This is a genomic window from Enterobacteriaceae bacterium Kacie_13 (assembly GCA_013457415.1).
Classification (GTDB): Bacteria; Pseudomonadota; Gammaproteobacteria; order Enterobacterales; family Enterobacteriaceae; genus Rahnella.
In genome coordinates this window covers 352,294-377,174 of record CP045665.1, presented here as the reverse complement: position 1 = coordinate 377,174, position 24,881 = coordinate 352,294, and the positions used below count along the sequence as shown (strand labels likewise).

Below are 24,881 nucleotides of genomic sequence, written 5' to 3'. Positions count from 1 at the left end.
CCTCATTCAGGCATGTTGATCGCCGCGCTGTGCAGCGACATTTGCTGTGTCAGGTGATCGCCGGAGGATAAAACCGTCAGCGAACCACCGCCCGGCAAATGATGGTCATTTGCCGCATGGGTCATGGGTTCAATGCAGAAAAAATCGTGCTGATAATCAGGATCGAAACGGCTATCGGAGAGAAAAAGGAAAAATACTGGGCATGCAGGATCGGTGGTCAGGTGCAACCGCCGACCGGCGTCCGGCCAGACGATATCCGCTTTACCGTCCCAGCCGGAAAATCCGTTATTTACCCAGTGGTGAGGAAGTGGCTGAGGCGTACAAAAATCCAGACCGACGGGCAAAGCCGGATGATATTGCCCCGCCACGAACTGCGCCTCTTCCTGCCAGTGGCCCGAGGCCGTGGCGCGCAAAAGCACAGAGTCCGTCAGTGGGAAAAACGGATGCCAGCCCAGCCCGAACGGCAGTGCGTAAGAAGCGAGATTGGTGACCCGCAGCGTGACGTCCAGCCGGTGGCCGACGAGCGCGAAGTGCTGTCTGGCGCGATAGCAGTAGCTGTCGCTATGGTGTTCAAACTGCAGCGTCAGCGCATTGTCGCTATGGAGAAGACATTCCCACTCCGCCAGCCAGCCGTCGCCATGCAGGTAATGCGCATCGCCGCTGTTGGGCGGCAGCGAATAACTGCGCCCTTCAAAGCAGAAGACGTTACCCTTCAGACGATTACCAAACGGCACCAGAGGGAAACACCCGGCCAGTGCAGCCGGAGTCTCTTCACTCAACACCGCCGGACGCAGCAGAGGGAAATCACCATCAGGGCATTTAGCCACCAGTCGTAAAATCGTGCCGCCCGAAGGCGACACGGTCAGTGCCAGATGACGATTTTCCAGAGACAAGAGCGGCATGTTCTTCTCCAAATCCGGTTAACAGGCGGGAAGCTGTGAGATGAGATATGCTTTGGAACAGGACGGATCCAGCGCAAAAATCTGTTGCAATACATCGTCAAAACCGTCGTCATTCAGCCCGCGCAGTGCCAGCGCTTTTACCAGCAAACAGTGGACAAGATGGTCTTTCTGGCGATCGCCGGTCAGTACCACCAGATCCGGCAGTGAAACGGCAAAGAAATCAGCGGTGACGGGCTGCGTTTCGGCTTCATCTGCCCATTCAAGCATCTGCGCGAAGAGCTGAAGGCTCTGCGCTACATCATTTAGCTGGCGCAACGCCATGCCCTGATAGAACAGGTAATCCACCGGCTGATCGTTGTAATAACGCCGCTCACCCATGCTTTTATCACCGGCTGCGGCGCGCTCAAACCACGCCTGCGCCTGTTTATGCTGTTGCAGTTTTTGCGCGCAAACGCCGAGCCAGAAACAAATATCATTGTCTGTCTGTCCGACCAGCCGCCCTTCACTGAGGTTGTGCGGATATTCCAGCGCAGAAAGTAACTGCGTCTGTGCGGCGACGGCGTTACCGGCATTCAGCGCTTCAAATGCCAGCAGCTGTTTGTTCATCAGATATTGCCCGGTAATACGCCCTTCGCCGCCCTCCCAGGGATGGAACTGCCGGTCAGCCAGCAGCGCTTTCGCCGCCTGAAGATTGCCGGAAAGGTTGTACAGGCCAAGCAGTTCGGCAGTCAGGTCGTCGCGCTGCGTGGCGACCGGTAAAAATTTTTCCAGCCGCGCCAGACGGATTTGCGGCGGCACGCCGGTAAGGCGGTTAAGCAGGTCGGATTCAAACAGCAGACGAGCGTCCTGTGGCTGCAAACGACAGGCTTCTTCCAGACAATGGCGCGCTTCGGTAGCATCATGCTGATGATTCCACGCGTAGATTCCGAGTCCACGCCAGGCATCGACAAAGTCCGGCTCCCGGGCCAGGCAGCGCTGCCAGCAGGTGACGGCCGCGTCGGTATTGCCTTTGCTGTAGTGGAATGAGGCCAGAAGATGCAGGGCAAAGGCATCGTCGGGGAAGGCTTCCAGCAGGTGCACTTCCGCCAGCCATTGCGGAAAACGCACGTGTTGCGGGAAAACATCGCGCGCTTTCTGACATAAGGCTTCGCGCCCCTCATCCTCAAGATACGCCCGCAAATACAGTGGCAGCGTTTCCTGACTATCGAGCAAGCGCAGCGCTTCCCGCGCCAGTAAATTCTGCCCACACTCCATCAGCTGCATGGCGATATTCATGGCATTTTCGCCCCGGCAGCCGGTGATTCGGCGCACTTCAGTCGCCGCTGCTGCATCGGGCGCGAGGTGATAATGCAGGAAATGAAGAAGGTAATGCAGCGGATATTTCTGCAGATGCGTATCAATAAACGGCTGCGCTTCTTGTTTCGTCAGGCATAAAAGCAGCGCTTTCAGGCCGATCAGCCCGTAGTGATTAGCCTGAGACGCCAGTCCCTGTTCACAGAAATTTATCGCAGGTTCATACTGCCCGCGACGTGTCGCAATCTGCGCCAGTCCGAAATAACCGGCCGGTTTGGTATTGCCGCTCCATACGGCGCGATAATAGCCATCAAACGCAGCATCGTAATCGCCGTTCTGCGCCAGCGCACTGGCACGGACCAGGCTCGCAAGACCGCATTGCGGATTTTTATTCAGCCGGTGGGCGCGGGTCAGCGCCACATCGGCAAACGAGACAGACTGCGCAAAATTCGCCCGGTTGTATTCGAGCGTCGCCAGCGCCAGATTGCAGCGATAGTCCAGCGCATCGAGTGCCACACCGCGTTGGTAGTAACTCGCCGCCCCCTGACTCGCATGGTTGTATTGTTCGAGGTGCTGGCCGATAAACCAGGCTTCGTCCACAGAGTTAATATCCTCCGCAGGCAATGGTGCGGTTGCAGGGATCGGCAGTGGCGTTTCTTCGGCCTGATGCTCCAGATAGGTCAGAAGCTCGTTGCCCTGCGCATCCAGCAAGCGCAACCGCAAACGCGTTTTGCATTGCCCCGTCCACTCCCCCTGAACCACCTCGCCCGGTTGCAGGTTTATCACTTCTTCCAGCAGGAGTTCTGCACCCTGTGCGCCGGCGATTTCCAGCCTTGCTGACAGCAAAGGACTGACCGCGTAAACACCCCAGATCAATGTTTGTCCCTGACGTTCAAGCTTAATCACCGCGTGCTCCGATGCATTTTGCACCGTGCCCAACCCGCTGTAAGGTAAGAAGTTTTGTACAAACGATTTCTCCTCCCAGGCATCCAGCCAGGTAAAATCGGGCTGATTATCGGTGAACACGCCGGTCATTAACTCAATGTAGGGCCCATTGTTGTCGGTGAGATTGCGGTCCCACGCGCGGCCAAAATCGCAGTTTCCCCACGTCCATTGTTTTTTGCCCGGCGACACATGGTGGTCAGCAAGATGCAGCAATCCACCCTGCTGATCGTGGTCATACGCGCCGACAAAGTCGTAGTCAGATTTGTCGGCCATGTAAGAGGTCGGCACAGGAATATTTTTGTAGCGCGAGATATCGACGCCTGCTGAGTAGTCCACTTTGTAATAGGTGCCGGTGGCGATGGGGAATGACGAAACGTCGCGCTTACCGTGATCAAAAACGGCTGTGACATCCGGCGGGAAGACGCTCTGATGCGCGTCGCCACCGGTCACCGCCGGATTGGCCCACCACAGGAAATGGCGCGGCGTCGGATTGCCGTTGTAAATTTTCGCGCGAATTTCCAGCAGTGCTTTGTCCGGATACAATGTGAAACCGGTCATTACCTGTAAACCGCGCATCGGTTCGACTTCCCCCATCCACACGGTTTTTGCGCCGTTCTCCTGCTCAGTGATGGTGAAATCTACCGGCATAAAGGTGGTTGGGCGATGGTGCTGTGGCCAGTTAAATTCGATGCCGCCGGAAATCCACGGCCCCAGCAAACCGACCAGTGCTGGCTTTACTACTTCGTTGTAATAGACAAAATCGCGCTGTTTTATTTTGTCCCAGGCGCGGTGAACACGTCCGCCTAGCTCTGGTAACAGCATGATTTTGATATAATCATTTTCCAGATACAGCGCCTGATACGTTTTCATCACTTTTTCGCCGGTCAGTGTATCGGTTACACCGTAGGGATATACCGCGCCGGACGAGCCCTGGTAGACCCGGTGTGCCAGAAACATCGGGTGCGTGTCCTGTTTTCCGGTCAGCCAGGTCGGTAAATCTATCGCTTCCTGCCAGACTTTTACTGTTCCGCTCATAACTTGCCCTCAGTACGTCAACTCTAATTATCAATTTCGAGAGTCTACGCAACGTACCAAAGGCGCGGATCCGTTACGGTCACGCAATACAGTAAACGGGGTTTAGTAAATGCCGATGGATGGATTGAACAATCTTCGGGTACGCCAGTTCAATAAACAGGTGCTGATGACGCTGCTGTATCGCGAGAAAAACACTAGTAAATCGACGTTATCGCGGCTGTCACATTTGTCGATCCCGGCGATTAGCAAGATACTTGATGATCTGCAAAGTGACGGGCTGATCACTCACCATGCGGTCAATTTGCATACGCGCGGGCTGGGTGGCGGCAGCTATCAGGTCGCCACGGATAACAGCGCGATCCTTTGCATGAACATCACGCCTTATCGCATTGAAAGCATTCTGGTAAACCGGGTGATTTTGCCGCTGAGCGATTACCAGCTGACGGATATTGCGGTCAAAACGCCACAGGCACTGCTGGCTCAGATTGAAGCCTGTTTTCATCACTACAGGAAAACACTTCCCAGCCTAAAAATCCGACTGGCACTGGCGATCCACGGGCAGGTGAACCCGACGACAGGTGTCTCGCAGCGGATGCCGCAGGCACCGTGGACCGGTGAAATCGAGGTGAAATATCTGCTTGAGGAGAGACTGCAGACTGAGATCCTGATGGATAATGACTGCATCATGCTGGCGCTGGCCGAGAAGTGGCAGCATAACAATCATCAGCATGATTTTTGCGTGATCAATGTCGATTACGGCATCGGCTCTTCGTTCGTCATCAATCAGCAGATTTATCGAGGCAGCCTGTTTGGCAGCGGCCAGTTGGGTCATACGATTGTGGATCCTCAGGGCAGCCGCTGCGCCTGTGGCCGTTACGGTTGTCTGGAAACGCTGGCTTCGCTGTCGGCGCTGAAGAAGAAAGCCCGGCAGTTTCTGGCCGCAGATAATCCCTTACAGCCTCCGCGCACACCCGGCACGCAGGAATTGATCGCACGCTTTCATCAGGGCGACGTAGCTGTCTGTAAAGAGGTGATGGAAGGTGCGCGAGCTCTGGGACTGAGTCTGTATAACTTCCTCAATATCCTAAATATTAACCGCATCTATCTCTATGGCCGCAGTTGTGGATTTGGCGATGTCTGGTTGAAAGCCGTCTGTGCGCAGAGCGGACTGAATCCGTTTGACCGGACCGATCACGTCAGGACCCAGGCGACGCACATCGCGCCCGGTACGCTTACCCGTGAGCAACAGATTATGGGGATTGGTTATCTTTACGTAGAGAAAGCGCTGGAGGGGATGGCAGGCTGAGCGGCGCATAATTCGTCGATTTGACCGAAGCGTGATAAAATCAACAATGGCCGCATGATGTGGCTTATCGATCCCAATCTGCGCTCAGAGAACGTTGCTATGACCCTGAATAATCCGGAAAAAGTCCTTTCACAAGCTGAAGAGCTTTGCCAGCAGCGTAATGTTCGCCTTACGCCGCAGCGGCTGGAAGTACTGCGCCTGATGACGCAACAGCCCGGTGCAATCAGCGCCTATGACTTACTGGATTTGCTGCGCGTCAGCGAACCACAGGCCAAGCCACCCACAGTCTATCGCGCGCTGGATTTCCTGCTGGAACAGGGGTTTATTCACCGGGTGGAATCCGCTAATAGTTACGTGTTGTGCCATCATTTCGAAGAGCCAAGCCACACGTCCGCACTGTTTATCTGTGACCGCTGCGGTCTGGTAACGGAAAAAACCACTGATGGCATTGAAGAACGTCTGGCGAAACTGGCACTGGATTCTGGCTTCGAGTTACGTCATTCCGTGGTAGAAGCGCATGGTCTGTGCGGCGAATGCAAAGTCGTGGAGACATGCGAAAGCCACGATCACTGCGATCATGACCACACAATTGTGGTGAAGAAACGCTAAATTTTTTGTAGTTGGACTGAATTAATAGCGAGAGATGCGGTTCTGTCCGATAAGGACTAACGGCGGGACGTGCTGAAGATAAAACAGTGGGTACATCCTTGTACCCGTATCCTGAAAGCGTTCCGGGTAGGAGCTGCTACTACTCAGGATACGTCACTGAAACACGAGGGGGAGTCGCGTTTTTACCAGTGATATTTGTTGCTTGATTCCCAATCCTTGAGTTCTTTCTCGGCCTGATCTTTCTGATAGCCGTAACGCTCCTGAATCTTACCGACCAGCTGATCGCGTTTACCTTCCACTACGGTCAGATCGTCGTCAGTCAGCTTGCCCCATTTTTCTTTTACTTTGCCTTTAAACTGCTTCCAGTTACCGTCGGCTTGGTCCTTATTCATAAAATATCTCCTGTTACCTTAGGGTTTATGGAGCTGCGGATTACCGCTGCAGCTCGGGCTTAACACTTCTAAGGTTAGTAGAGAATTTGGTTTTAACCTGTAAATGAAGGGATAAAACCCGTTATTAGGATTATTCCAAAGCAGGATATAACGGCTAACCGCTATATCCTGCCCTGTGAAAAAGTCGTCAATTCAGTGTGATGACGAGGAAAACCAGGCATCTCGCTGCCAGTACCGGTGCCATATCCAGCCGAGGGAAATACCCCGCAGCCCGAGGAAAACGGTCAGCGCCAGCCACAGTGCATGGTTGCCTAAAAGCGGTAATGACAGCAGCGTCAGGCCATACCCAAGTGCGGCAATCGCCATGCTGTTGCGCATATCCCGCCCGCGGGTCGCGCCGATAAACATGCCATCCAGCAGGTAACACCAGACGGCCACCAGCGGCAGGACAATCTGCCAGCCCAGATAACTGTCAGCCAGCTGTCGCAGCTCAGGCAGGGACGTCAGCGCATTAATGATTTGCTCACCAGTCAGGGCGTAGATCAGCGCAAACGCCAGCGCCACCAGACCAGCCTGCCGGCAAGCTGCGCGCCACACCTTCAGCAATTTTTCACGGTTACGGGCACCAAACGCCTCTCCTGAATGGGCTTCAATCGCGTAAGCAAAACCGTCGAGCGCAAAAGCTGTGAAGGTCAGAAGGTTCATCAGCACCGCATTCACCGCAACGATATGGCTGCCGAGCCGCGCCCCGAGAATAGTCAGCGAGGCGAAACAGAGCTGGAGTAGTAACGAACGCAGCATGATGTCCCGGTTGAGGCTTAGCAACCGGTGCAGATCACCGCGCCATGATGAGGTCAGCAGCGTGAAAGTGATCCCCCAGCGCTTCATCACACGCCAGACAAAATACAGCCCGATGAACAGCGTGAAATACTCCGAACAGGCAGTTGCCGTCGCTGCGCCCTGCACGTTCCAGCCGAGCCCGATCACCAGCCACAAATCCAACGCGATATTGAGCAGGTTACCGGCAATTAGCAAAATCACCGGCCCGCGCACGTACTGAATTCCCAGCAGCCAGCCCAGGATCACCAGGTTTGCCAGCGAAGCGGGCGCGCTAATCCAGCGGATTTCAATAAACAGCCGCGCCTGTTCCAGCACCGACTGGCTGCCGCCAACAATGTGAAAAGCCCCTTCCATCAGCGGATGCCGGAACAATAAAATCACCACGCCCGCCAGCACAGCCAAAAGAAAAGGCTGCACAAAAGCGCGCGCCAGCAGGACTTTATCTTTCGCGCCGAGCGCCTGTGCGGTCATACCGGTGGTACTCATGCGCAGGAACAACAGCATCATGAACAGGAAGGTGGTGATCATCGAACCAACCGCGACGCCGCCGAGATAATCGGGGCTATCGAGATGACCGATCACTGCCGTATCCACCAGTCCCAGCAGAGGCACGGTGATATTAGAAAAGATCATCGGCAGCGCGAGCATCCAGAGGGCTTTATCGGTCGGGCTCAGAAAAGTATGTTGAAGTTTTTGCAGAAGGGATTGATGTTGCATAGAGAATCTCATGCCGGAGGTTCAGGATATGCCTAAAATGACATCGCCCCGTGAGGGGCGATGATGCGAAATTCTTGTGCCTGATTTATTGAAACGCACCCTATATCAGAGGGGGAAGATACAAAGTGCGAATTCGCATTGACCTGAATAATTCGAGTTGAATCAAGGCGGCAACTGAGACAATTCCACGAGCATATACAAGTATGTGACCGGGGTTCGCAAACGCAGCTAACGAAGAGACAGCTCGAAGTTTGACGGTCAATTAAATCCAGTCGCCGTTGCGGATAACACCGACGGCTAAGCCTTCAATGCTGAAGTTCTGTTCACGCAGGTCGACAACAATAGGTTGAAACTCACTGTTTTCCGGCAGTAAATGGATAACGGTACCCTGTTTTTTCAGGCGTTTTACCGTCACTTCATCATCGATACGCGCGACGACAACCTGACCATTACGCACGTCCTGCGTTTTATGAACGGCCAGCAGATCGCCGTCCAAAATACCGATATCACGCATCGACATACCGCTGACACGCAGAAGGAAATCGGCACTCGGTTTAAACATCGCCGGATCCACCTGATAGTGTCCTTCGATATGCTGCTGAGCCAGCAAAGGTTCACCCGCGGCCACACGGCCAATCAGCGGTAAACCTTCTTCTTCTTCCATCAGCAGACGGATACCGCGCGAAGCCCCGGAAACAATCTCAATGACGCCTTTGCGCGCCAGAGCTTTCAGGTGTTCTTCCGCAGCATTCGGGGAACGGAACCCAAGACGAGCGGCAATCTCCGCGCGGGTTGGTGGCATACCCGTAGTGGAGATATGATCGCGAATCAGGTCATAGACCTCTTGTTGTCTGGTCGTTAAAGCTTTCATTCCGCCCCCTGGTTGTTTATACAGTCTAGCTGTGAGTATATACAGCTAAACGGGCAATGAAAACCTAAGATTGAATAAAAACAGTGCATAAGCGCGATTCCTGGAATACAGATTCCAAATCAGAACCATCGCGGCCAAAAGATGCTGACCCAGACAAAAATCGCCAATATGATGGTCAACAGCACGGCAGCAGACCCGATATCTTTGGCACGCCCGGAAAGCACGTGGAACTCAGGACCTATGCGGTCGATAGCGCATTCCACGGCGCTGTTGAGCAGTTCCACCACGCAAACCAGGACCACGGAACCAATTAACAGGATGCGTTCGATGCTGCTCACATCGACCCAGAAAGAGAGCAAAATTAAGGGGATAGCCGCACTGGCTTCCTGACGAAAGGCCGCTTCATTTTGCCATGCCGCTTTCAGCCCTTTCCATGAGTATCCGGCTGCTTTATAAATTCGGGTAAATCCAGTGACTTGGTTCGCCATTCTGTTACTGATCCTTGAGGGGTAGTCCTTCGGGTGTTTGATGCATTTTAGCGGTTTAATGGTCTCTCATCACCACAGATCTCATTTGAGCTTTCTGGTATCCTTGCGGCGAAATGGCTAACAAGAGGCTTCACGTTTTTATGTCAGGTTGGCGTAGACTTTATTACACATTATTGAATTTACCGCTTTCATTGCTGGTAAAGAGCAAAGTCATACCTACAGATCCGGTGACCGAGTTGCACTTAGACCCGACGCGCCCGATCCTGTACGTATTGCCTTATAACTCCAAAGCAGATTTGCTGACCCTGCGTGCGCAGTGCCTTGCCCAGAATCTGCCCGACCCTCTGATCCCGCTGGATATCGACGGCACGCTGCTGCCCAGCCATGTGTTTATCGCTGAAGGCCCGCGCGTGTTCTCGTATTACACGCCGAAGCAGGAATCCGTAAAACTGTTCCACGACTATCTGGATTTGCACCGCAATAACCCGGATTTAGACATTCAGATGTTGCCGGTTTCGGTGATGTTCGGACGTGCGCCGGGCCGTGAAGGTCAGGATACGCCACATCTGCGCGTGCTGAACGGCATTCAGAAATTCTTCGCCGTGCTGTGGCTCGGCCGTGACAGTTTTGTGCGCTTCTCCAATACCGTTTCGCTGCGCTACATGGCGACAGAGCACGGTACGGATAAAACTATCGCGCAAAAGCTTGCCCGCGTGGCGCGAATGCATTTCTCCCGCCTGCGTCTGGCAGCAGTTGGCCCGCGCCTTCCAGCCCGTCAGGACTTATTCAATAAGCTGCTGGCTTCAAAAGCCATCGAAAAAGCCATTGAAGATGAAGCGCGCAGCAAAAAGATTTCCCACGAAAAAGCCCAGCAAAACGCTATCGCGCTGATGGAAGAGATTGCAGCGAACTTCTCTTATGAAGCTGTGCGCCTGTCCGACCGCGTATTGAGCTGGACGTGGAACCGCCTGTATAAAGGCATCAACGTCAATAACGCCGAGCGTGTGCGCCAGCTGGCACAGGACGGTCAGGAAATTGTTTATGTGCCCTGCCACCGCAGCCACATGGACTATCTGCTGCTTTCTTACGTGCTCTATCATCAGGGGCTCGTGCCACCGCACATTGCCGCCGGTATCAATTTGAATTTCTGGCCAGCCGGCCCGATTTTCCGCCGTCTGGGTGCGTTCTTTATCCGTCGTACCTTTAAAGGCAACAAACTTTATTCGACCGTTTTCCGCGAGTATCTGGGCGAACTGTTCAGCCGCGGTTATTCGGTAGAATACTTTGTCGAAGGTGGTCGCTCGCGAACCGGGCGTTTGCTGGAGCCGAAAACCGGCACGCTGGCGATGACTATTCAGGCCATGCTGCGCGGAGGTTCCCGCCCTATTACGCTGGTGCCGATTTATATCGGCTACGAACACGTGATGGAAGTGGGCACTTACGCGAAAGAGTTACGCGGCGCGACCAAAGAGAAAGAGAGCCTGACTCAGATGCTCAACGGCCTGCGTAAACTGCGCAACCTCGGCCAGGGCTATGTGAATTTCGGTGAACCTCTGCATCTGACCACTTATCTGAACCAAAACGTGCCGACGTGGCGTGAGGCGATCGACCCTATCGAAGCCCAGCGTCCGAGCTGGCTGACGCCGACGGTGCAGGATCTGGCTGAGCAGATTATGGTGCGCATCAACAATTCAGCGGCGGCCAACGCCATGAACCTGTGCTGTACCGCGCTGCTGGCCTCCCGTCAGCGCTCACTGACCCGAGAACAGTTGACTGAACAAATTGATTGCTACCTGCAATTGCTGCGCAATGTGCCGTACAACGCCGACTCCACCGTGCCCGATCTGACCGCCGATCAGCTACTTGATCACGCGCTGAACATGAACAAGTTCCAGGTCGAAAAAGATAATATCGGTGACATTATCGTTCTGCCGCGCGAACAAGCTGTGCTGATGACGTACTACCGTAATAACATTCATCATATGCTGGTGTTGCCGTCGCTGATTTCAAGCATCGTTATGCACCACCATCTGGTCACCCGCGAGGAATTGCTGCGTCAGGTTGAGCTGATTTATCCGATGCTGAAAGCCGAACTGTTCATGCATTTCGATAAAGCCGATCTGCCACAGGTGCTGGATGTTCTGACGCTGGAACTGGCGCGTCAGCAGATTATTCATCTGGAAGATGATGAGTTATCGCTGAACCCCGCACGTATTCGCACGCTGCAACTGCTGGCGGCCGGCGTACGTGAAACACTGCAACGCTACGCGATCACCTTCTCCTTGCTCACGACAAATCCAAGCATCAACCGTGGTGCGCTGGAAAAAGAGAGCCGGATTATGGCGCAGCGTCTGTCGGTGCTGCACGGTATCAATGCCCCTGAGTTCTTCGATAAAGCGGTGTTCTCAACGCTGGTCGGCACGCTGCGCGCAGAGGGTTATATCAACGATATCGGTGATGCGATTCAGGAACAAACGCGTGAGATTTACAACATGCTCAGCGACCTGATGACGCCAGACATCAAACTCACTATCGAAAGCGCCGGTATGCCTTCTGAACTGCCGCAGCCGACTGAACCGCCGGCTGAGCCTAAGATGGATGTGCGCGATACCGATCATTAATCGCCGGTTGTAACGCGGTAAATGGCAGAAAAAAAACGCCCGGGCTTTGCAAAAAGTCCGGGCGTCTTGTTTTATTATGTGAAGGAATTGCCTGAAGAGATTAGAAACTAAATGCTGTCAGGCTCATCAGAATGCCAAGGAACAACACCAGCCCGACATAGTTATTCTGACGAAAAGCCAGGAAACAGGCGTCACGTTCGCGCTTTGCGATCAATTTTTGCTGGTGCACAAACAGCGCGGCGGCCAGCAACAGCGACCAGTAGAATGGTGCACCCAGCTGTGAAAGATGCCCGACAATCGCCATCAGTGCCAGCGTTGCCAGTTGCAACAGGCCAATGATCAGCGTGTCGAAACGGCCAAACAAAATGGCCGTCGATTTTACGCCAATCTTTAAATCGTCATCGCGATCAACCATCGCATATTGCGTATCGTAAGCCACCGTCCAGCAGATATTCGCCACAAATAATAACCAGCAGCTCAGCGGAACAGCTTCACTGACGGCGGCGTAAGCCATCGGGATCGCCCAGCCAAACGCGGCGCCCAGTACGAACTGCGGCAGATGGCTGACGCGTTTCATAAAAGGGTAAATCCACGCCAGCGCCAGCGCAGCAAGCGAGAGTAAAATCGTCATGCGGTTGAGCGTCAGCACCAGCAGGAACGACACCAGCACCAGCCCGGCAAACAGCATTTTAGCCTGCTTACCGCTGACCGCTCCGCTCGGCAGCGGGCGGTTGGCGGTGCGTTTAACGTGCCCGTCTATTTTGCGGTCGGCGTAATCATTTACCACGCAACCGGCAGCGCGCATAAAGAATACGCCCAGCACAAACACCACTAAAATTTTGACAGAAGGCATGCCCCCACCGGCCAGCCAAAGCGCCCATAGCGTCGGCCACAGTAACAACAACGAGCCGATAGGTTTATCAATGCGCATCAGGCGGCAATAATCACGCCAGGTGCCCTGAGTCATACTTCCCGACACTCTCTGTTCTCCTTGTGGATTGGTCTGACTCATGTCCCGCTCACTTTGCCCTCTGGGCGGTGAACCGGTGAATCTGGCAGGAAAATTTCCGTCAGCAGCAGTGGTTTATCAGAAAGGCGCAGACGCGAACGACGCGCCCATAAGTCCCCCTGCTCACTTTGCAGCTGCCCGAGATGAATGTAATCGCGAGTCAGATTATTACCGCTAAACAGGTAGCGACCAAGCGGTAAGGTACCCAGATCCACCAGCGCCATGTCAGGCCCGGTCAGGGTCTCTTCGGGAATGACAGTACGCCCAAGCAACCATGGCTCGGCATCACCAAACAGCACGATTTCACGCACCCAATAGCGGGCGCTTTCTGGCAACTGCTGCGCTTCACTCTCACCCAGCTCGGCGCGGCTGACAAAGTATTCGTTTTGAGGTTTAACGGTGACAGTAACACCCTGTTTTTCAAAGCGACGGGTCATGGATCCCATTTCCATCAGCCAGTCAGCTACGTCCGCAGGAACGTTTGTTGGATCGTTAAACCAGTGAATCGGGGGTTGTGCAGGGGAACGGGAATCAGACATCAACGGCTCCGTAATGGGGGTATTCATACCTCCAATGAATTATCTGCTTCGTATTCTAACGCATGAATGCGAGGCAGTAATCGCATCATTTTACTCGCGGCGCAGACGTTCGCTGTTAGCCAGGAAGAGCGTTACGACCAGAACGAGGATCGCACAGGCGTATACCAGTGTGTCATAAGGGCTTTTATGATCGACGATAATCAGTCGAATAATCGCTGTGATGCCGATATAAATAAAATAGCGCAGCGGGAAGTGATATCCCGACGAAAAATACTTGATGATCAGCGCGATAAATTCGAAATAGAGGAAGTAAATCACAATTCCCTCTATCAGAAGATACGATGAAGACTGATCGTTGTTAACGAAAAGAACCATTGCTAAATGATAGGTCTCGCGCCCGATAAAAATCATCAGAATCGCGGCCAGCCCCAATAGAAAAACATTCAAAATTCGCTGCATGATGACCGAAATCATCGTTGCACGTTTTGATCCTGCCATGTGATCTACATCCCACTTTTGTTATTAATACCCGCAGAATACCACAGAGTCCGCACAGGAAAAGCGTCATTAAAAAAGGGCCAGCCTGTGAAGGCTAACCCTTTTATTTCCAGCGTTCTTTTACGTATTTCTACGCAATTATGCTCGCCAGTTTTTAAAGCGATTAATCAGACCATTTGTTGAGCTGTCGTGACCTTTCACATCTTCGCTGCCTTCGAGCTCTGGCAGGATACGGTTTGCCAGCTGTTTGCCGAGTTCTACGCCCCATTGATCGAAGGTATAGATATTCAGGATAACGCCCTGGGTAAAGATTTTGTGCTCGTACATCGCGATCAGCGCACCCAGGCTGTAAGGCGTGATTTCACGCAGCAGGATGGAGTTGGTCGGACGGTTACCTTCGAACACTTTGAACGGTGCAACGTGTTTTACGTCTTCCGGTTTTTTACCCTGTTCAGCGAATTCTTTCTCGACCACGTCCAGAGATTTACCGAACGCCAGTGCTTCCGTCTGGGCGAAGAAGTTAGACAGCAGTTTCGCGTGATGATCGCTCAGCGGGTTATGGCTGATAGCCGGCGCAATGAAGTCACAAGGGATGATTTTGGTTCCCTGATGAATCAGCTGGTAGAACGCATGCTGACCGTTGGTACCCGGCTCGCCCCAGATGATCGGGCCAGTCTGGTAATCCACTGGATTGCCGTTACGGTCAACGAATTTACCGTTGGATTCCATGTTGCCTTGCTGGAAGTAGGCAGCAAAACGGTGCATATACTGATCGTATGGCAAGATCGCTTCGGTTTCAGTGCCGTAGAAATCGTTGTACCAGATACCGATCAGCGCCAGCAGAACCGGCAGGTTTTTCTCAGCCGGGGTCTTCGCGAAATGGTTATCCATCGCGTGTGCGCCGCTCAGCAGTTGCTCGAAGTTCTCAAAACCAACTGACAGGGCGATTGACAGGCCGATCGCGGACCACAGAGAGTAACGGCCACCGACCCAGTCCCAGAACTCGAACATGTTGTCCGTGTCGATACCAAACTCACCGACCGCTTTACCGTTGGTAGACAGCGCAGCGAAGTGTTTTGCCACGTGTTTTTCATCGCCTGCAGTTTTCAGGAACCAGTCGCGCGCGCTGTGGGCGTTGGTCATGGTTTCTTGCGTAGTGAATGTTTTTGATGCAACCAGGAACAGCGTGGTTTCCGGCGACAGGTCTTTCAGCGCTTCAGCGATATGCGTGCCATCAACGTTGGAGACGAAATGCATATTCAGATGGTTTTTGTACGGACGTAACGCTTCGGTCACCATGAACGGGCCGAGGTCTGAACCGCCGATACCGATGTTGACGATGTCAGTGATCGCTTTGCCGGTATAACCCTTCCAGTCACCACCGATAACGCGCTCGGTGAAGCCTTTAATCTTCGCCAGAACCGCGTTGACTTCCGGCATCACATCTTTGCCATCGACCACAATCGGCGTGTTGCTGCGGTTACGCAGGGCAACGTGCAGAACGGCGCGGTCTTCGGTACGGTTGATCTTCTCACCAGAGAACATCGATTTGATTGCACCCTGAAGATCGGTCTCTTTTGCCAGAGCCTGCAGCTTGTCCAGAGTTTCTGATGTGATGCGGTTTTTGGAGAAATCGACCAGCATCTGGTCTTCAAACGTGGCAGAGAACTTGGAGAAACGATCACCATCTTCAGCAAACAGATGGCTAATCTGCACATCTTTCATCGTGTCGAAATGCTGCTGCAGCGCTTGCCAGGCAGCGGTCTGAGTTGGATTGATATTTTTCATAGCAATGCTCTTAGGCTGAGAATAAATATGAGGTAACTGTCCCGATTGTATCCTGAACTTCCCGAGATGAGATGCCTTTTCTTGCGATAGGCCAGATCTGTGGATCCACAATGACAAAGAACAATATTAGATGACAATCGCTCAAAATGTGGCTCGACCGGCCGTGAGACCGTTGACAGACGCGCCATAACCCGTTATTCCTAAGCACCTAACTCGCACACGTGCTCACGCACGCTGTTGTGAGCCAGAAGAGGCGCGTCGCCCAGGCAGTGTACCGGAGGAGCCGAAATCCTACGAAGGTGCATCAGGGGGAGCGGCGCCGAGGTCAAATGCTGACGGCAGGCAGATGATCGACCACAGGGGCTGAATCCTCTGGGTTGTCACCGACATACCCGAAAAAGGGTATTGGCATGGTGGGGCGCTTCTGGGTGTATCGTAGCATCTCTACGCCTGCTCCCGTTTCCCGCTCTCCCCCTTGTGCCAATTCTTATGGATTAGGTGGCCGTCATTGAAATGACGTCCCGGACATGAGGTTTTACATGAATCACGCAGCATCCCGCAACGCCACTGTGCAGCCTTTGGGCAACGTTATCGTCGCCAAATTCGGCGGCACCAGCGTGGCAGATTTCGACGCGATGAACCGCAGCGCAGACATCGTTCTTGCGCGCCCGGAAGTTCGTCTGGTCGTTCTCTCCGCCTCTGCGGGCGTCACAAATTTATTAGTCGAGCTGGCCACGGGGAAAGAAACCGAACGCCGCGTATTCCTGCTTGATGAAATCCGCCGCATCCAGAATGCCATTATTGACCGCCTCGATAATCCGACGGTGATCCGCGAAGAAGTGGGTCGCATGCTGGAAAATATCGCCATGCTGTCGGAAGCCGCCAGCCTCGCGACATCCACTGCGCTGACCGACGAACTGGTCAGTCACGGCGAACTGATGTCCACCCTGCTGTTTGTTGAAGTCATCCGCCAGCGCAACCTGCCTGTGGAATGGTTCGACGTGCGTAAAGTCATGCGCACCAACGACCACTTTGGTCGCGCAGAGCCTGACACACAGGCGCTGACCGACCTGACACTTTCACAACTGCAACCGCGTTTGCAGGATGCGCTGGTGATCACTCAGGGCTTTATCGGCTCAGAAGGTAAAGGCCGTACCACCACGCTTGGTCGTGGCGGCAGTGACTACACGGCGGCGTTGCTGGGTGAAGCGCTGGGCGCGGTGCGAGTGGATATCTGGACGGACGTACCGGGCATTTACACCACCGATCCGCGTCTGGTACCGGCGGCGAAACGTATTGACCGTATCGCGTTTGAGGAAGCGGCTGAAATGGCAACATTCGGTGCCAAAGTTCTGCATCCGGCTACGCTGCTGCCTGCGGTACGTCGCGGCATTCCGGTATTTGTTGGCTCCAGCAAAGACCCGTCGGGCGGCGGCACGTTAGTGTGCGATACCAGCGATAACCCGCCGCTGTTCCGCGCGATTGCCCTGCGCCGCAGACAAACGCTGGTCACGCTGCACAGCCTGAGCATGCTGCATTCACGCGGTTTCCTCGCCGACGTGTTTGGTATTCTGGCCCGCCACAATATTTCTGTCGATTTGATCACCACGTCCGAAGTCAGCGTGGCGCTGACGCTGGACACCACCGGTTCCACCTCGTCAGACGCCAGCCTGCTGACCACGTCACTGCTGACCGAACTGTCGTCACTGTGCCGCGTGGAAGTAGAAGAGAATCTGGCGCTGATCGCCATCATAGGCAACAAGCTGTCGCAGGCCTGCGGCGTTGGTAAAGAAGTTTTCGGCGTGCTGGATCCGTTCAACATCCGCATGATTTGCTACGGCGCAAGCAGCTACAACCTGTGCTTCCTGGTGCCGGGCAGCGATGCCGATCAGGTCGTTAAAACACTACACCGCAACCTATTCGAACAATAACGGGCGCGGTATCTGAGAAGACCGGGCCTTGTGCCCGGTCTTTTTTTTGCCTGTACTTTTGTAAAACAACAAAGACAAGGATCATCCTCAATGTTAGCCATCATCACCCGCCTGTTCCCGCTGTGGGCCGTGCTGTTATCGGTCGCGGCGTACTATTCACCCACCACGTTTACCCCCATCGGCCCCCACGTTTCTACCCTGCTGATGCTGATTATGTTCGCGATGGGCGTCACCCTTGAATTCGGGGATTTCAAACGTGTGCTCTCGCGCCCCGGCCCGGTCGCAGCCGCGACGTTTCTGCATTATCTGATCATGCCGCTGGCGGCGTGGGTGCTGGCAAAACTCTTCCACATGCCCGCAGATTTGTCTGCCGGGATGATTCTGGTAGGCAGCGTCGCCAGCGGAACGGCGTCCAACGTAATGATTTATCTGGCGAAAGGTGACGTGGCGCTTTCAGTCACGATTTCAGCCGTGTCAACGTTGGTGGGCGTGGTTGCTACCCCGCTGCTGACGCGGTTGTATGTCGATACACATATTAAAGTCGATGTGGAAGGCATGCTGCTGAGCATTTTACAGATCGTAGTAATCCCGATTTTAGCCGGTCTGATTATTCATCATCTGTTTACTAAAACGGTGAAACGGATCGAACCGCTGCTGCCGCTGTTTTCCATGGTGTGCATTGTCGCCATCATCAGCGCCGTGGTGGCAGGCAGTCAGGGCTTTATCGGTTCCGTCGGTTTAGTTGTGATCATGGCGGTAATCCTGCACAACGCCATCGGTCTGCTGAGTGGTTACTGGGGCGGGAAACTGTTTGGTTTTGACGAAACGACCTGCCGTACTCTGGCGATGGAAGTCGGAATGCAGAACTCTGGCTTAGCCGCGACGCTAGGGAAGATTTACTTCTCTCCACTGGCAGCCTTGCCGGGCGCGCTGTTCTCGGTCTGGCACAATCTGTCGGGTTCTCTGCTGGCCGGTTATTGGTCAGGCAAACCGGTTAAGAAAGACTAAATTTCCTGCCATAAAAAGCGGGCGCTTTTGACTGCGCCCGCTTCATTTCTTTCAGTGTGACACGTCAAACCAGTTTCACTTCATCATTCGGTTCACGCATTTCATCTTCCTGCTCGTCCTGATCCAGCACGTTATACGCCACCGCACAGAACAACGAATTCAGACGCTTCATGTCGCCCAGCAGGCCAAGGTGCAACGAACTGGTTTCGATACTTTGCACGTTGTGCTGATGAAGACGATCGACGTGGGCGTGCGCATAGCGGCGGTCGAGAATACGGAAACGATGTTTGGAACGGCGCAGACGACGCGCGCTGGTCAGGTCATTCGACAGGAACACGCCGAGGCTCAGACGGAGGTTATCCAGCAGTTTTTCATGCAAAGCGTCCAGTTCCACCAGCCCTTCCGGCGAAAACGCACGGCGTGTAGCATGGGATTTGGCGGTGATATCCCCGGTCATACGCTCAATGATGTCGCCCGCCTGTTCGAGGTTTAACGCCATTTCGATAATTTCCGCCCACCGACGTGAATCCTCTTCGCCCAGCCCCTCTTTGTTGATTTGCGCCAGGTAGAGTTTGATCGCGGTATACAGTACGTCCACGTCATCATCCAGGCGGCGCACCTCGCGATCCTGTGCCAGTTTACCGTGCATGACTTCGCGGTTGAGGATCAGCATGTGTTCCACCACGTCGCCCATACGCAGAGTTTCGCGAGCCGCATTAGCCAACGCCAGCGTTGGTGTATCAATGGCGCTGACGTCAAGATGGCGCGGACGCAGGCGCGGGTCATCTTCCGGTACATCGGCAATCATCATCTCGCACACTCTTGCCATCGGCGCGGTCAGCGGCACCATCGCCAGACAGCGGATCAGGTTGTAGAACATGTGAAAATAGATCACCAGCTCTTCGTCCGGGATACCTAGCCGCGCCAGCTGCGTCGAAAGCGGGCCGACAAACGGCAGTACGATGACCAGACCAATCAGCTTAAACAGCGTGCTGCCAAGCGCCACACGCCGACCTGCGGCATTCATTTTACTGGCGTTGATCATCGCCAGCAGGCCGCTGCCCAGGTTGGCACCGATCACCAGACACAGCGAGACTTTCAGTGAAATCACACCGGTTGCCGTCAGCGTCGCCGTCAGCAGAACGGCGGCCAGACTGGAATAACTGATGATGGCAAAAACCGCGCCGGTCAGGGCATCGAGCAACACATCCCCGGTGAGTGAGGAGAACAACACTTTCACACCGGATGCCTGCATGATCGGCGTTGCAGCCGAGACAATCAGTTCAAGCGCCAGCAGGATAAGCCCAAGGCCGATCCCGACGCGTCCCATCTGGCCCGCGCGGGTTTGCTTGCGGCTGAGGAAAAACGCAACACCAACGAAGATAAACAGCGGGGAAAGCCACGACAGGTCGAACGTCAGAATACGCGCCATAACGGCCGTACCGACGTCGGCACCGAGGATGATCACCAGCGCGGGCGCCAGCGCCACCAGCCCCTGAGAAACGAAGGACGTCACCAGCAGAGCGGTCGCATTACTGCTTTGCACCAGCGCAGTCACACCAATGCCAGCCACGAAGGCCAGCGGTTTTTTTTCTACGCTACTGCTCAGCACTCGGCGCAAATTGGCGCCGAAAACACGCATGATGCCAGTACGTACAATATGCGTCCCCCACACCAGCAGAGAAACGGCAGATAACAGATGAAGAAGGGTTAACACGAACAAGTAACTCCTGTTTTACAGGGCATAGGCCATGTGCGTTGGGTGAAAATTGATCAGGAGGAATGATACAACCACGTCATATACAACTCTCAATCTAGCAGATCTGACCGCGGACTACTCGTTTGAGCAAAAAATTGTGGAGAGAACACCCTTTTTCCTTTCCTACCTGCTGCAAAGACCTGTTTATTTATGGATTAACGTCCCCTAAAGTTATTATTCATAAAAACACTATTTCTTAGCGTCACTCTAAAGTTTACAATCGTTATTTTCCGGGCTGGATGACGTAATAACCATACAGAAGAATAACCCCTTTATGTGTAGCTACTGCGACATGTCGACTTGAATCTGACAATGAATACATAATCTCAACACTATCGGTTATGTTGATTTTAAAAAGAATTATTAGAAAGTGTTATCTGCTTAGTAAATATAACACTAAAAATAAACTCCTTTGCAAGCAGAGGGGATGCTTGCTGCATTTTAAAAGGATTTAATAATAGTGAAAATTAAAATATTAAGTGGATTGATTTCACTGTCCATTTTTGGCGCGAGCGCCGGCGTAATGAATGAAAACATACCCATTCAGGATTATCGTGATTTTGCGGAGAACTTAGGCAAATACACACCAGGTGCCACAAATGTGGAAGTATTTCACGAGGACGGTACATCGGCCGGCATTCTTCCTTACATTATACCTGATTTTGGAAGTGCCACCGTTGCTGGGGATTCGACCCTCATCAGCAGCAGCTATGTGGCGAGCGTTACTCACTTAGGATGGTATGAGGATGCTATTTTTGGCACGGACGCAAAATACAGCACAGATTATTTGGTCATTAATTATAATAATGATCCCGGTGTTGATTTCAATGCATCCAGACTGAATAAAGTCGTTACTGAAGCCGCTCCCGTTGATATGGTGAGCCCTGCCGATGTTTATGCCAATAAAAATACTGGCCGGTATACTTATTTCACGCGCGTAGGTGCAGGTTTTCAATATCAGATAGATGCTGAAGGTCAAAAACTTATTACGGTGGCTAAAAACCCTTACATGTGGAAAAGCGCAGGATCACTAACACCCTCTGAAATCAATCCCGGTAGTATATATTGGATTAACAATGATGCAGATTCTCCACTGGATATTGCGTCAAATAAAGGGGATAGCGGTAGCCAAATATTAGTTTATGACAACATCGATAAAAAATGGAAAATGTATGGTGTCACTGATTCTGGTACAGGGGTTGTAAATCTCCCGCCTCACTCTCTCGGCACCACAGGGTTGGGCATTCAGAATGATTTCATCGCAAGCACCATCGAAAAAAACACCGATCCCGACGTCACTGATAGTATCGCCGACGGCGATATTCATTGGACCGGAACGGGCGCCGTCGGAAACATCATTCAGGGAGATTCACGTTGGCAATGGCATGGCATCGACACCAGCCTGCCCGGAAGATCTTTCCTTACCCCTGCTGATATCGATGCGGGGAATGTCGGGACTGACAACCGTGATCCTCAACTTGATGCGTCAAAAGATCTGCGTTTCAACGGTGAGGGGGGACTGATCGTTCTGGACGCAGCCATTAACCAGGGTGCGGGAAAATTACAATTTTCGAATGATTATCGTGTGGTCTCTGCTGAGGACGCTGATAACACCTGGATGGGCGGTGGCATTGAGGTTGATGCAGATAAAACCGTTGACTGGGAAGTAAACGGGGTCGCCAATGACAGTCTGCACAAAATCGGCGCTGGTACGCTTTATGTCAATGCTATGGGCAATAACCCTGGTGAATTAAATATTGGCGATGGCACCGTGGTGTTAGCTCAGCAAGATGACGGGCAAGGTCATCATCAGGCGTTCTCTTCCATCACCATTGTAAGCGGTCGACCGACTGTTCAGCTCGGTGGAGAAGATCAGATTTCTTCAGATAAAATCAACTTTGGTTATCGTGGCGGCACGTTAGATCTCAATGGCTATGACATGACTTTCGGCGCCATTAATCACAGCGATTCCGGTGCAAGAATCATTAATGCCAATTCTGAAAACAGCTCAACGTTGACGCTGGCGAACACTAAATCAGAAACTTTTATCGGCCAGCTGGGGTCTGCAGAGACTCAAAAGGGTTTGAATGTCGTTCTGGATTCAGCAAAAAGTATCGACAACTATTCCCTGACCGGCGGCGCTTATCTTAATGATTTAACGGTTGAAAATGGTACTCTCACATTGGGAGGCAGACCGACGCCGCATGCTGGCGGCACTGTTTTCAGTAATGACTGGATCAATGAAAATTACCAGATCACCACGCTGAATCTAAATGATGGCGGCACGCTGCAGCTCACCGAACACGGTTCACTCGACTCAGATATAACGCTGGGCAACCGTTCTATGCTTGAGATGCATAGCCGCACTCAACTTGATGGTCATGTTGTGCTGGGCGACGACGCAACACTTTCAGTCATCGCGGGTGACAGCAGTGATAAAAGTACCGCCGGTTCGGCAGACACCATTATTACCGCAACACTGGAAGGAACCGGCAGCCTGATCAAAGAGGGCTGGGCAAATCTTCTTATGTATGGAGACAATACTTTCACCGGCGGCACGACAGTGAAAGGCGGCACATTGGTACTTGAAGGCTCGCTGGCGTCAACGTTGACAGTGGAAAACGGCGCTTCATTTGCCGGTAATGCAACGGTCAATGATCTGATCTTAAAAGATAATGTGGCTCTCTCGCCCTATTACGATGCTGACAACCTCCTCCAGCAATCTCAGAAAACCGATTCCTCAATGCTCATAAAAGGTGATCTGACTACCGGTAGCAACGACACTGTCAGTTTGCGCTCGGTACTTACACCGGGCGCTTTGCAATCCGACCGTCTGCTCATCAGCGGTGATGTCATCACAAACGATAAACCGGTGATGGTTTCCGTGACACCAACCGGTAACGGCTTTTTCACCGATGGTGATAACGACGGTATCGCGGATAATGAAGAAGGCATTTCGCTGATTCAGGTAGGAGGAAGCGCCAGTAAAAACGCCTTTGCACTGGCGGGAGGATACGTCGCACGCGGCGCTTATGCGTACACACTTTATGCTTTTGCACCGGGAAAAGCCGCTGCCGACCAGCGGGAAGTTGAAGGTTCCGGCAGTCAGTATTGGGATTACCGTCTTCAAAATAGAATGTTAAACGAAGGGGATAATATCGAACCAACGCCTGACCCAATTCCAGACCCGACGCCCGGTCCAACCCCTGATCCCATTCCAGATGAAGGTGGCACCACACCGACTCCTCAACCGGACGACGGCGGAACCACTCCAGTCCCTGATGCGGATGAAGGAATTATTGTACCGACGCCTGATGATCACCATACAGATGAAAACAGCCGTGCGGCCGTTACTCCTCAAGTGGCGTCTTATCTTTCTTTACCATCGGCTTTACTCAGCTATAACAGCCGCCTGAACACAACATTCCATGATCAGGTAACATTGTTGGAAGAGAAGAAAATCAATATTTTCTTCCAATATCTAAACGGCGAAGACACCTATCATTCGTCACTGGGCTTTAAAGACTATGGCTTAGACTATAAACAAAAACAGGAAGGCTGGTTATTTGGCGGAAAAGTTCTGCAGCTCGACGACAACACACAGTCTCTCGAAGTTAACCTCGGTTTATCACGCACCGATTTGGATATCACCCCGGATGCTGCGGATGGCAACAGTAAAACGAACTACACCGCCTGGGGACTTTCCTCGCTAACAATCTATAAGCAGGAAACCGGTTTGCTGGCAGAGTTGGCTCTGGATGCTGCGAAATATGATGGCAACATATCGACAGATTTACGCGGTGGGGATGTCGCAGATATCAATGCAAAATCTTTCGGCACGACTTTAGATGTCGGTTATCAGTTCACTTTTGGAAACCACCAGCTCACGCCTCTTATTGGCGCAGGCGTGCAATACCTGACAGTGGACGATTTTACCGATGTTGATGGCGCACGCGTCAATTACAACGATATCGCCCGACCAATTGGTCGCGTTGGGGTGCGCTATCGTTACAACTGGGACAGCGTCAGTGCAGGGAAATGGGCGATACTTTCCAGTACCCGCCTGGTTAAAGACTTCAGCCATCATGAAACGGTGGCAATCGGCGATTCGCACAGTTCCGAAACAAGTGACTTCTCGACTGATATCACGGGCAGCGCGGCGCTGTTTGATGTCGGTGTTGTCAATACTCTTATTCCAAACGTATCTCTCAGCGTCGGCGGCCAATACCAGAAACGTCTGGAAGAAGAAGGGATTGATTACTGGCAGCTCACGACTGGGGTAAACATCAGTTTCTGATACACCTGTTGCGCTAAATAAAATGCCCGATGT

17 protein-coding genes are annotated in these 24,881 nt (G+C 52.9%); 6 read left to right on the top strand and 11 right to left on the bottom strand.

Annotation, left to right across the window (positions count from 1 at the left end; all coding sequences use genetic code 11):
• Positions 1-2 precede the first annotated feature (2 nt).
• Together GE278_01685 and GE278_01680 are read right to left on the bottom strand one after the other, a co-directional pair.
• Positions 3-902 carry an aldose 1-epimerase gene (locus GE278_01685; GenBank protein ID QLK59565.1) on the bottom strand — a complete coding sequence of 300 codons (900 nt, stop codon included), beginning with the start codon at positions 900-902 and terminating at the stop codon, positions 3-5.
• Between the two features lie 18 nt (positions 903-920).
• Positions 921-4,175 carry a DUF5107 domain-containing protein gene (locus GE278_01680; GenBank protein ID QLK59564.1) on the bottom strand — a complete coding sequence of 1,085 codons (3,255 nt, stop codon included), beginning with the start codon at positions 4,173-4,175 and terminating at the stop codon, positions 921-923.
• Between the two features lie 109 nt (positions 4,176-4,284).
• Between GE278_01680 and GE278_01675 the strand changes: the two genes are divergently transcribed.
• Complete coding sequence (locus GE278_01675; protein ID QLK59563.1) at positions 4,285-5,481, top strand: ROK family protein; 1,197 nt, start codon at positions 4,285-4,287, stop codon at positions 5,479-5,481.
• A gap of 99 nt (positions 5,482-5,580) precedes the next feature.
• Positions 5,581-6,090, top strand: a complete 510-nt coding sequence (gene zur, locus GE278_01670; protein ID QLK59562.1) for a zinc uptake transcriptional repressor Zur — start codon at positions 5,581-5,583, stop codon at positions 6,088-6,090.
• Between the two features lie 182 nt (positions 6,091-6,272).
• Here the strand turns inward: zur and GE278_01665 are convergent, their stop codons facing one another.
• From GE278_01665 to GE278_01650, 4 genes are all read right to left on the bottom strand, one after another.
• Entirely contained in the window at positions 6,273-6,482 is a 210-nt protein-coding gene (locus GE278_01665; protein ID QLK59561.1) for a CsbD family protein, read from the bottom strand.
• A 192-nt stretch (positions 6,483-6,674) separates the two neighbouring features.
• Entirely contained in the window at positions 6,675-8,039 is a 1,365-nt protein-coding gene (gene dinF, locus GE278_01660; GenBank protein QLK59560.1) for an MATE family efflux transporter DinF, read from the bottom strand.
• 262 nt (positions 8,040-8,301) lie between these two features.
• Positions 8,302-8,910, bottom strand: a complete 609-nt coding sequence (lexA, locus tag GE278_01655) for a repressor LexA (protein QLK59559.1) — start codon at positions 8,908-8,910, stop codon at positions 8,302-8,304.
• A gap of 119 nt (positions 8,911-9,029) precedes the next feature.
• Positions 9,030-9,398, bottom strand: a complete 369-nt coding sequence (locus tag GE278_01650) for a diacylglycerol kinase (protein ID QLK59558.1) — start codon at positions 9,396-9,398, stop codon at positions 9,030-9,032.
• A gap of 140 nt (positions 9,399-9,538) precedes the next feature.
• Here GE278_01650 and plsB point away from each other — a divergent pair, with 140 nt between their 5' ends.
• Positions 9,539-12,019: a glycerol-3-phosphate 1-O-acyltransferase PlsB gene (plsB, locus tag GE278_01645; GenBank protein QLK59557.1), complete on the top strand. Its 2,481-nt coding sequence runs from the start codon at positions 9,539-9,541 to the stop codon at positions 12,017-12,019.
• Positions 12,020-12,119: 100 nt separating this feature from the next.
• Here plsB and GE278_01640 read toward each other — a convergent pair whose 3' ends face one another.
• The 4 genes from GE278_01640 to GE278_01625 form a co-directional block, all read right to left on the bottom strand.
• Complete coding sequence (locus tag GE278_01640; protein ID QLK59556.1) at positions 12,120-13,031, bottom strand: 4-hydroxybenzoate octaprenyltransferase; 912 nt, start codon at positions 13,029-13,031, stop codon at positions 12,120-12,122.
• Complete coding sequence (gene ubiC, locus GE278_01635) at positions 13,028-13,567, bottom strand: chorismate lyase (GenBank protein ID QLK59555.1); 540 nt, start codon at positions 13,565-13,567, stop codon at positions 13,028-13,030. The genes GE278_01640 and ubiC overlap by 4 nt, the downstream gene beginning before the upstream one ends.
• Before the next feature lie 90 nt (positions 13,568-13,657).
• Positions 13,658-14,065, bottom strand: coding sequence for a phosphate-starvation-inducible protein PsiE (psiE, locus tag GE278_01630; GenBank protein QLK59554.1), 408 nt, complete (start codon positions 14,063-14,065; stop codon positions 13,658-13,660).
• Positions 14,066-14,203: 138 nt separating this feature from the next.
• Positions 14,204-15,853 carry a glucose-6-phosphate isomerase gene (locus tag GE278_01625; protein QLK59553.1) on the bottom strand — a complete coding sequence of 550 codons (1,650 nt, stop codon included), beginning with the start codon at positions 15,851-15,853 and terminating at the stop codon, positions 14,204-14,206.
• Between the two features lie 539 nt (positions 15,854-16,392).
• Here GE278_01625 and lysC point away from each other — a divergent pair.
• Entirely contained in the window at positions 16,393-17,784 is a 1,392-nt protein-coding gene (gene lysC / locus GE278_01620; protein QLK59552.1) for a lysine-sensitive aspartokinase 3, read from the top strand.
• A 90-nt stretch (positions 17,785-17,874) separates the two neighbouring features.
• Positions 17,875-18,792 carry a ketopantoate/pantoate/pantothenate transporter PanS gene (gene panS, locus GE278_01615; protein QLK59551.1) on the top strand — a complete coding sequence of 306 codons (918 nt, stop codon included), beginning with the start codon at positions 17,875-17,877 and terminating at the stop codon, positions 18,790-18,792.
• Between the two features lie 64 nt (positions 18,793-18,856).
• Here panS and GE278_01610 read toward each other — a convergent pair whose 3' ends face one another.
• Entirely contained in the window at positions 18,857-20,509 is a 1,653-nt protein-coding gene (locus GE278_01610) for a Na/Pi cotransporter family protein (GenBank protein ID QLK59550.1), read from the bottom strand.
• A 496-nt stretch (positions 20,510-21,005) separates the two neighbouring features.
• Between GE278_01610 and GE278_01605 the strand changes: the two genes are divergently transcribed.
• The gene (locus tag GE278_01605) at positions 21,006-24,848 is read left to right on the top strand and encodes an autotransporter outer membrane beta-barrel domain-containing protein (protein QLK59549.1); all 3,843 of its coding nucleotides are present in this window, start codon (positions 21,006-21,008) and stop codon (positions 24,846-24,848) included.
• Positions 24,849-24,881 lie beyond the last annotated feature (33 nt).

Bases quoted from the DNA above. Each gene is read 5' to 3' on its own strand.
- GE278_01665 (QLK59561.1), bottom strand. From the start codon at position 6,482: ATGAATAAGGACCAAGCCGACGGTAACTGGAAGCAGTTTAAAGGCAAA.
- lysC (QLK59552.1), top strand. From the start codon at position 16,393: ATGAATCACGCAGCATCCCGCAACGCCACTGTGCAGCCTTTGGGCAAC.
- GE278_01685 (QLK59565.1), bottom strand. From the start codon at position 902: ATGCCGCTCTTGTCTCTGGAAAATCGTCATCTGGCACTGACCGTGTCG.
- lexA (QLK59559.1), bottom strand. From the start codon at position 8,910: ATGAAAGCTTTAACGACCAGACAACAAGAGGTCTATGACCTGATTCGC.
- GE278_01680 (QLK59564.1), bottom strand. From the start codon at position 4,175: ATGAGCGGAACAGTAAAAGTCTGGCAGGAAGCGATAGATTTACCGACC.
- GE278_01625 (QLK59553.1), bottom strand. From the start codon at position 15,853: ATGAAAAATATCAATCCAACTCAGACCGCTGCCTGGCAAGCGCTGCAG.
- GE278_01675 (QLK59563.1), top strand. From the start codon at position 4,285: ATGCCGATGGATGGATTGAACAATCTTCGGGTACGCCAGTTCAATAAA.
- ubiC (QLK59555.1), bottom strand. From the start codon at position 13,567: ATGTCTGATTCCCGTTCCCCTGCACAACCCCCGATTCACTGGTTTAAC.
- zur (QLK59562.1), top strand. From the start codon at position 5,581: ATGACCCTGAATAATCCGGAAAAAGTCCTTTCACAAGCTGAAGAGCTT.
- GE278_01650 (QLK59558.1), bottom strand. From the start codon at position 9,398: ATGGCGAACCAAGTCACTGGATTTACCCGAATTTATAAAGCAGCCGGA.
- dinF (QLK59560.1), bottom strand. From the start codon at position 8,039: ATGCAACATCAATCCCTTCTGCAAAAACTTCAACATACTTTTCTGAGC.
- panS (QLK59551.1), top strand. From the start codon at position 17,875: ATGTTAGCCATCATCACCCGCCTGTTCCCGCTGTGGGCCGTGCTGTTA.
- plsB (QLK59557.1), top strand. From the start codon at position 9,539: ATGTCAGGTTGGCGTAGACTTTATTACACATTATTGAATTTACCGCTT.
- GE278_01640 (QLK59556.1), bottom strand. From the start codon at position 13,031: ATGAGTCAGACCAATCCACAAGGAGAACAGAGAGTGTCGGGAAGTATG.
- psiE (QLK59554.1), bottom strand. From the start codon at position 14,065: ATGGCAGGATCAAAACGTGCAACGATGATTTCGGTCATCATGCAGCGA.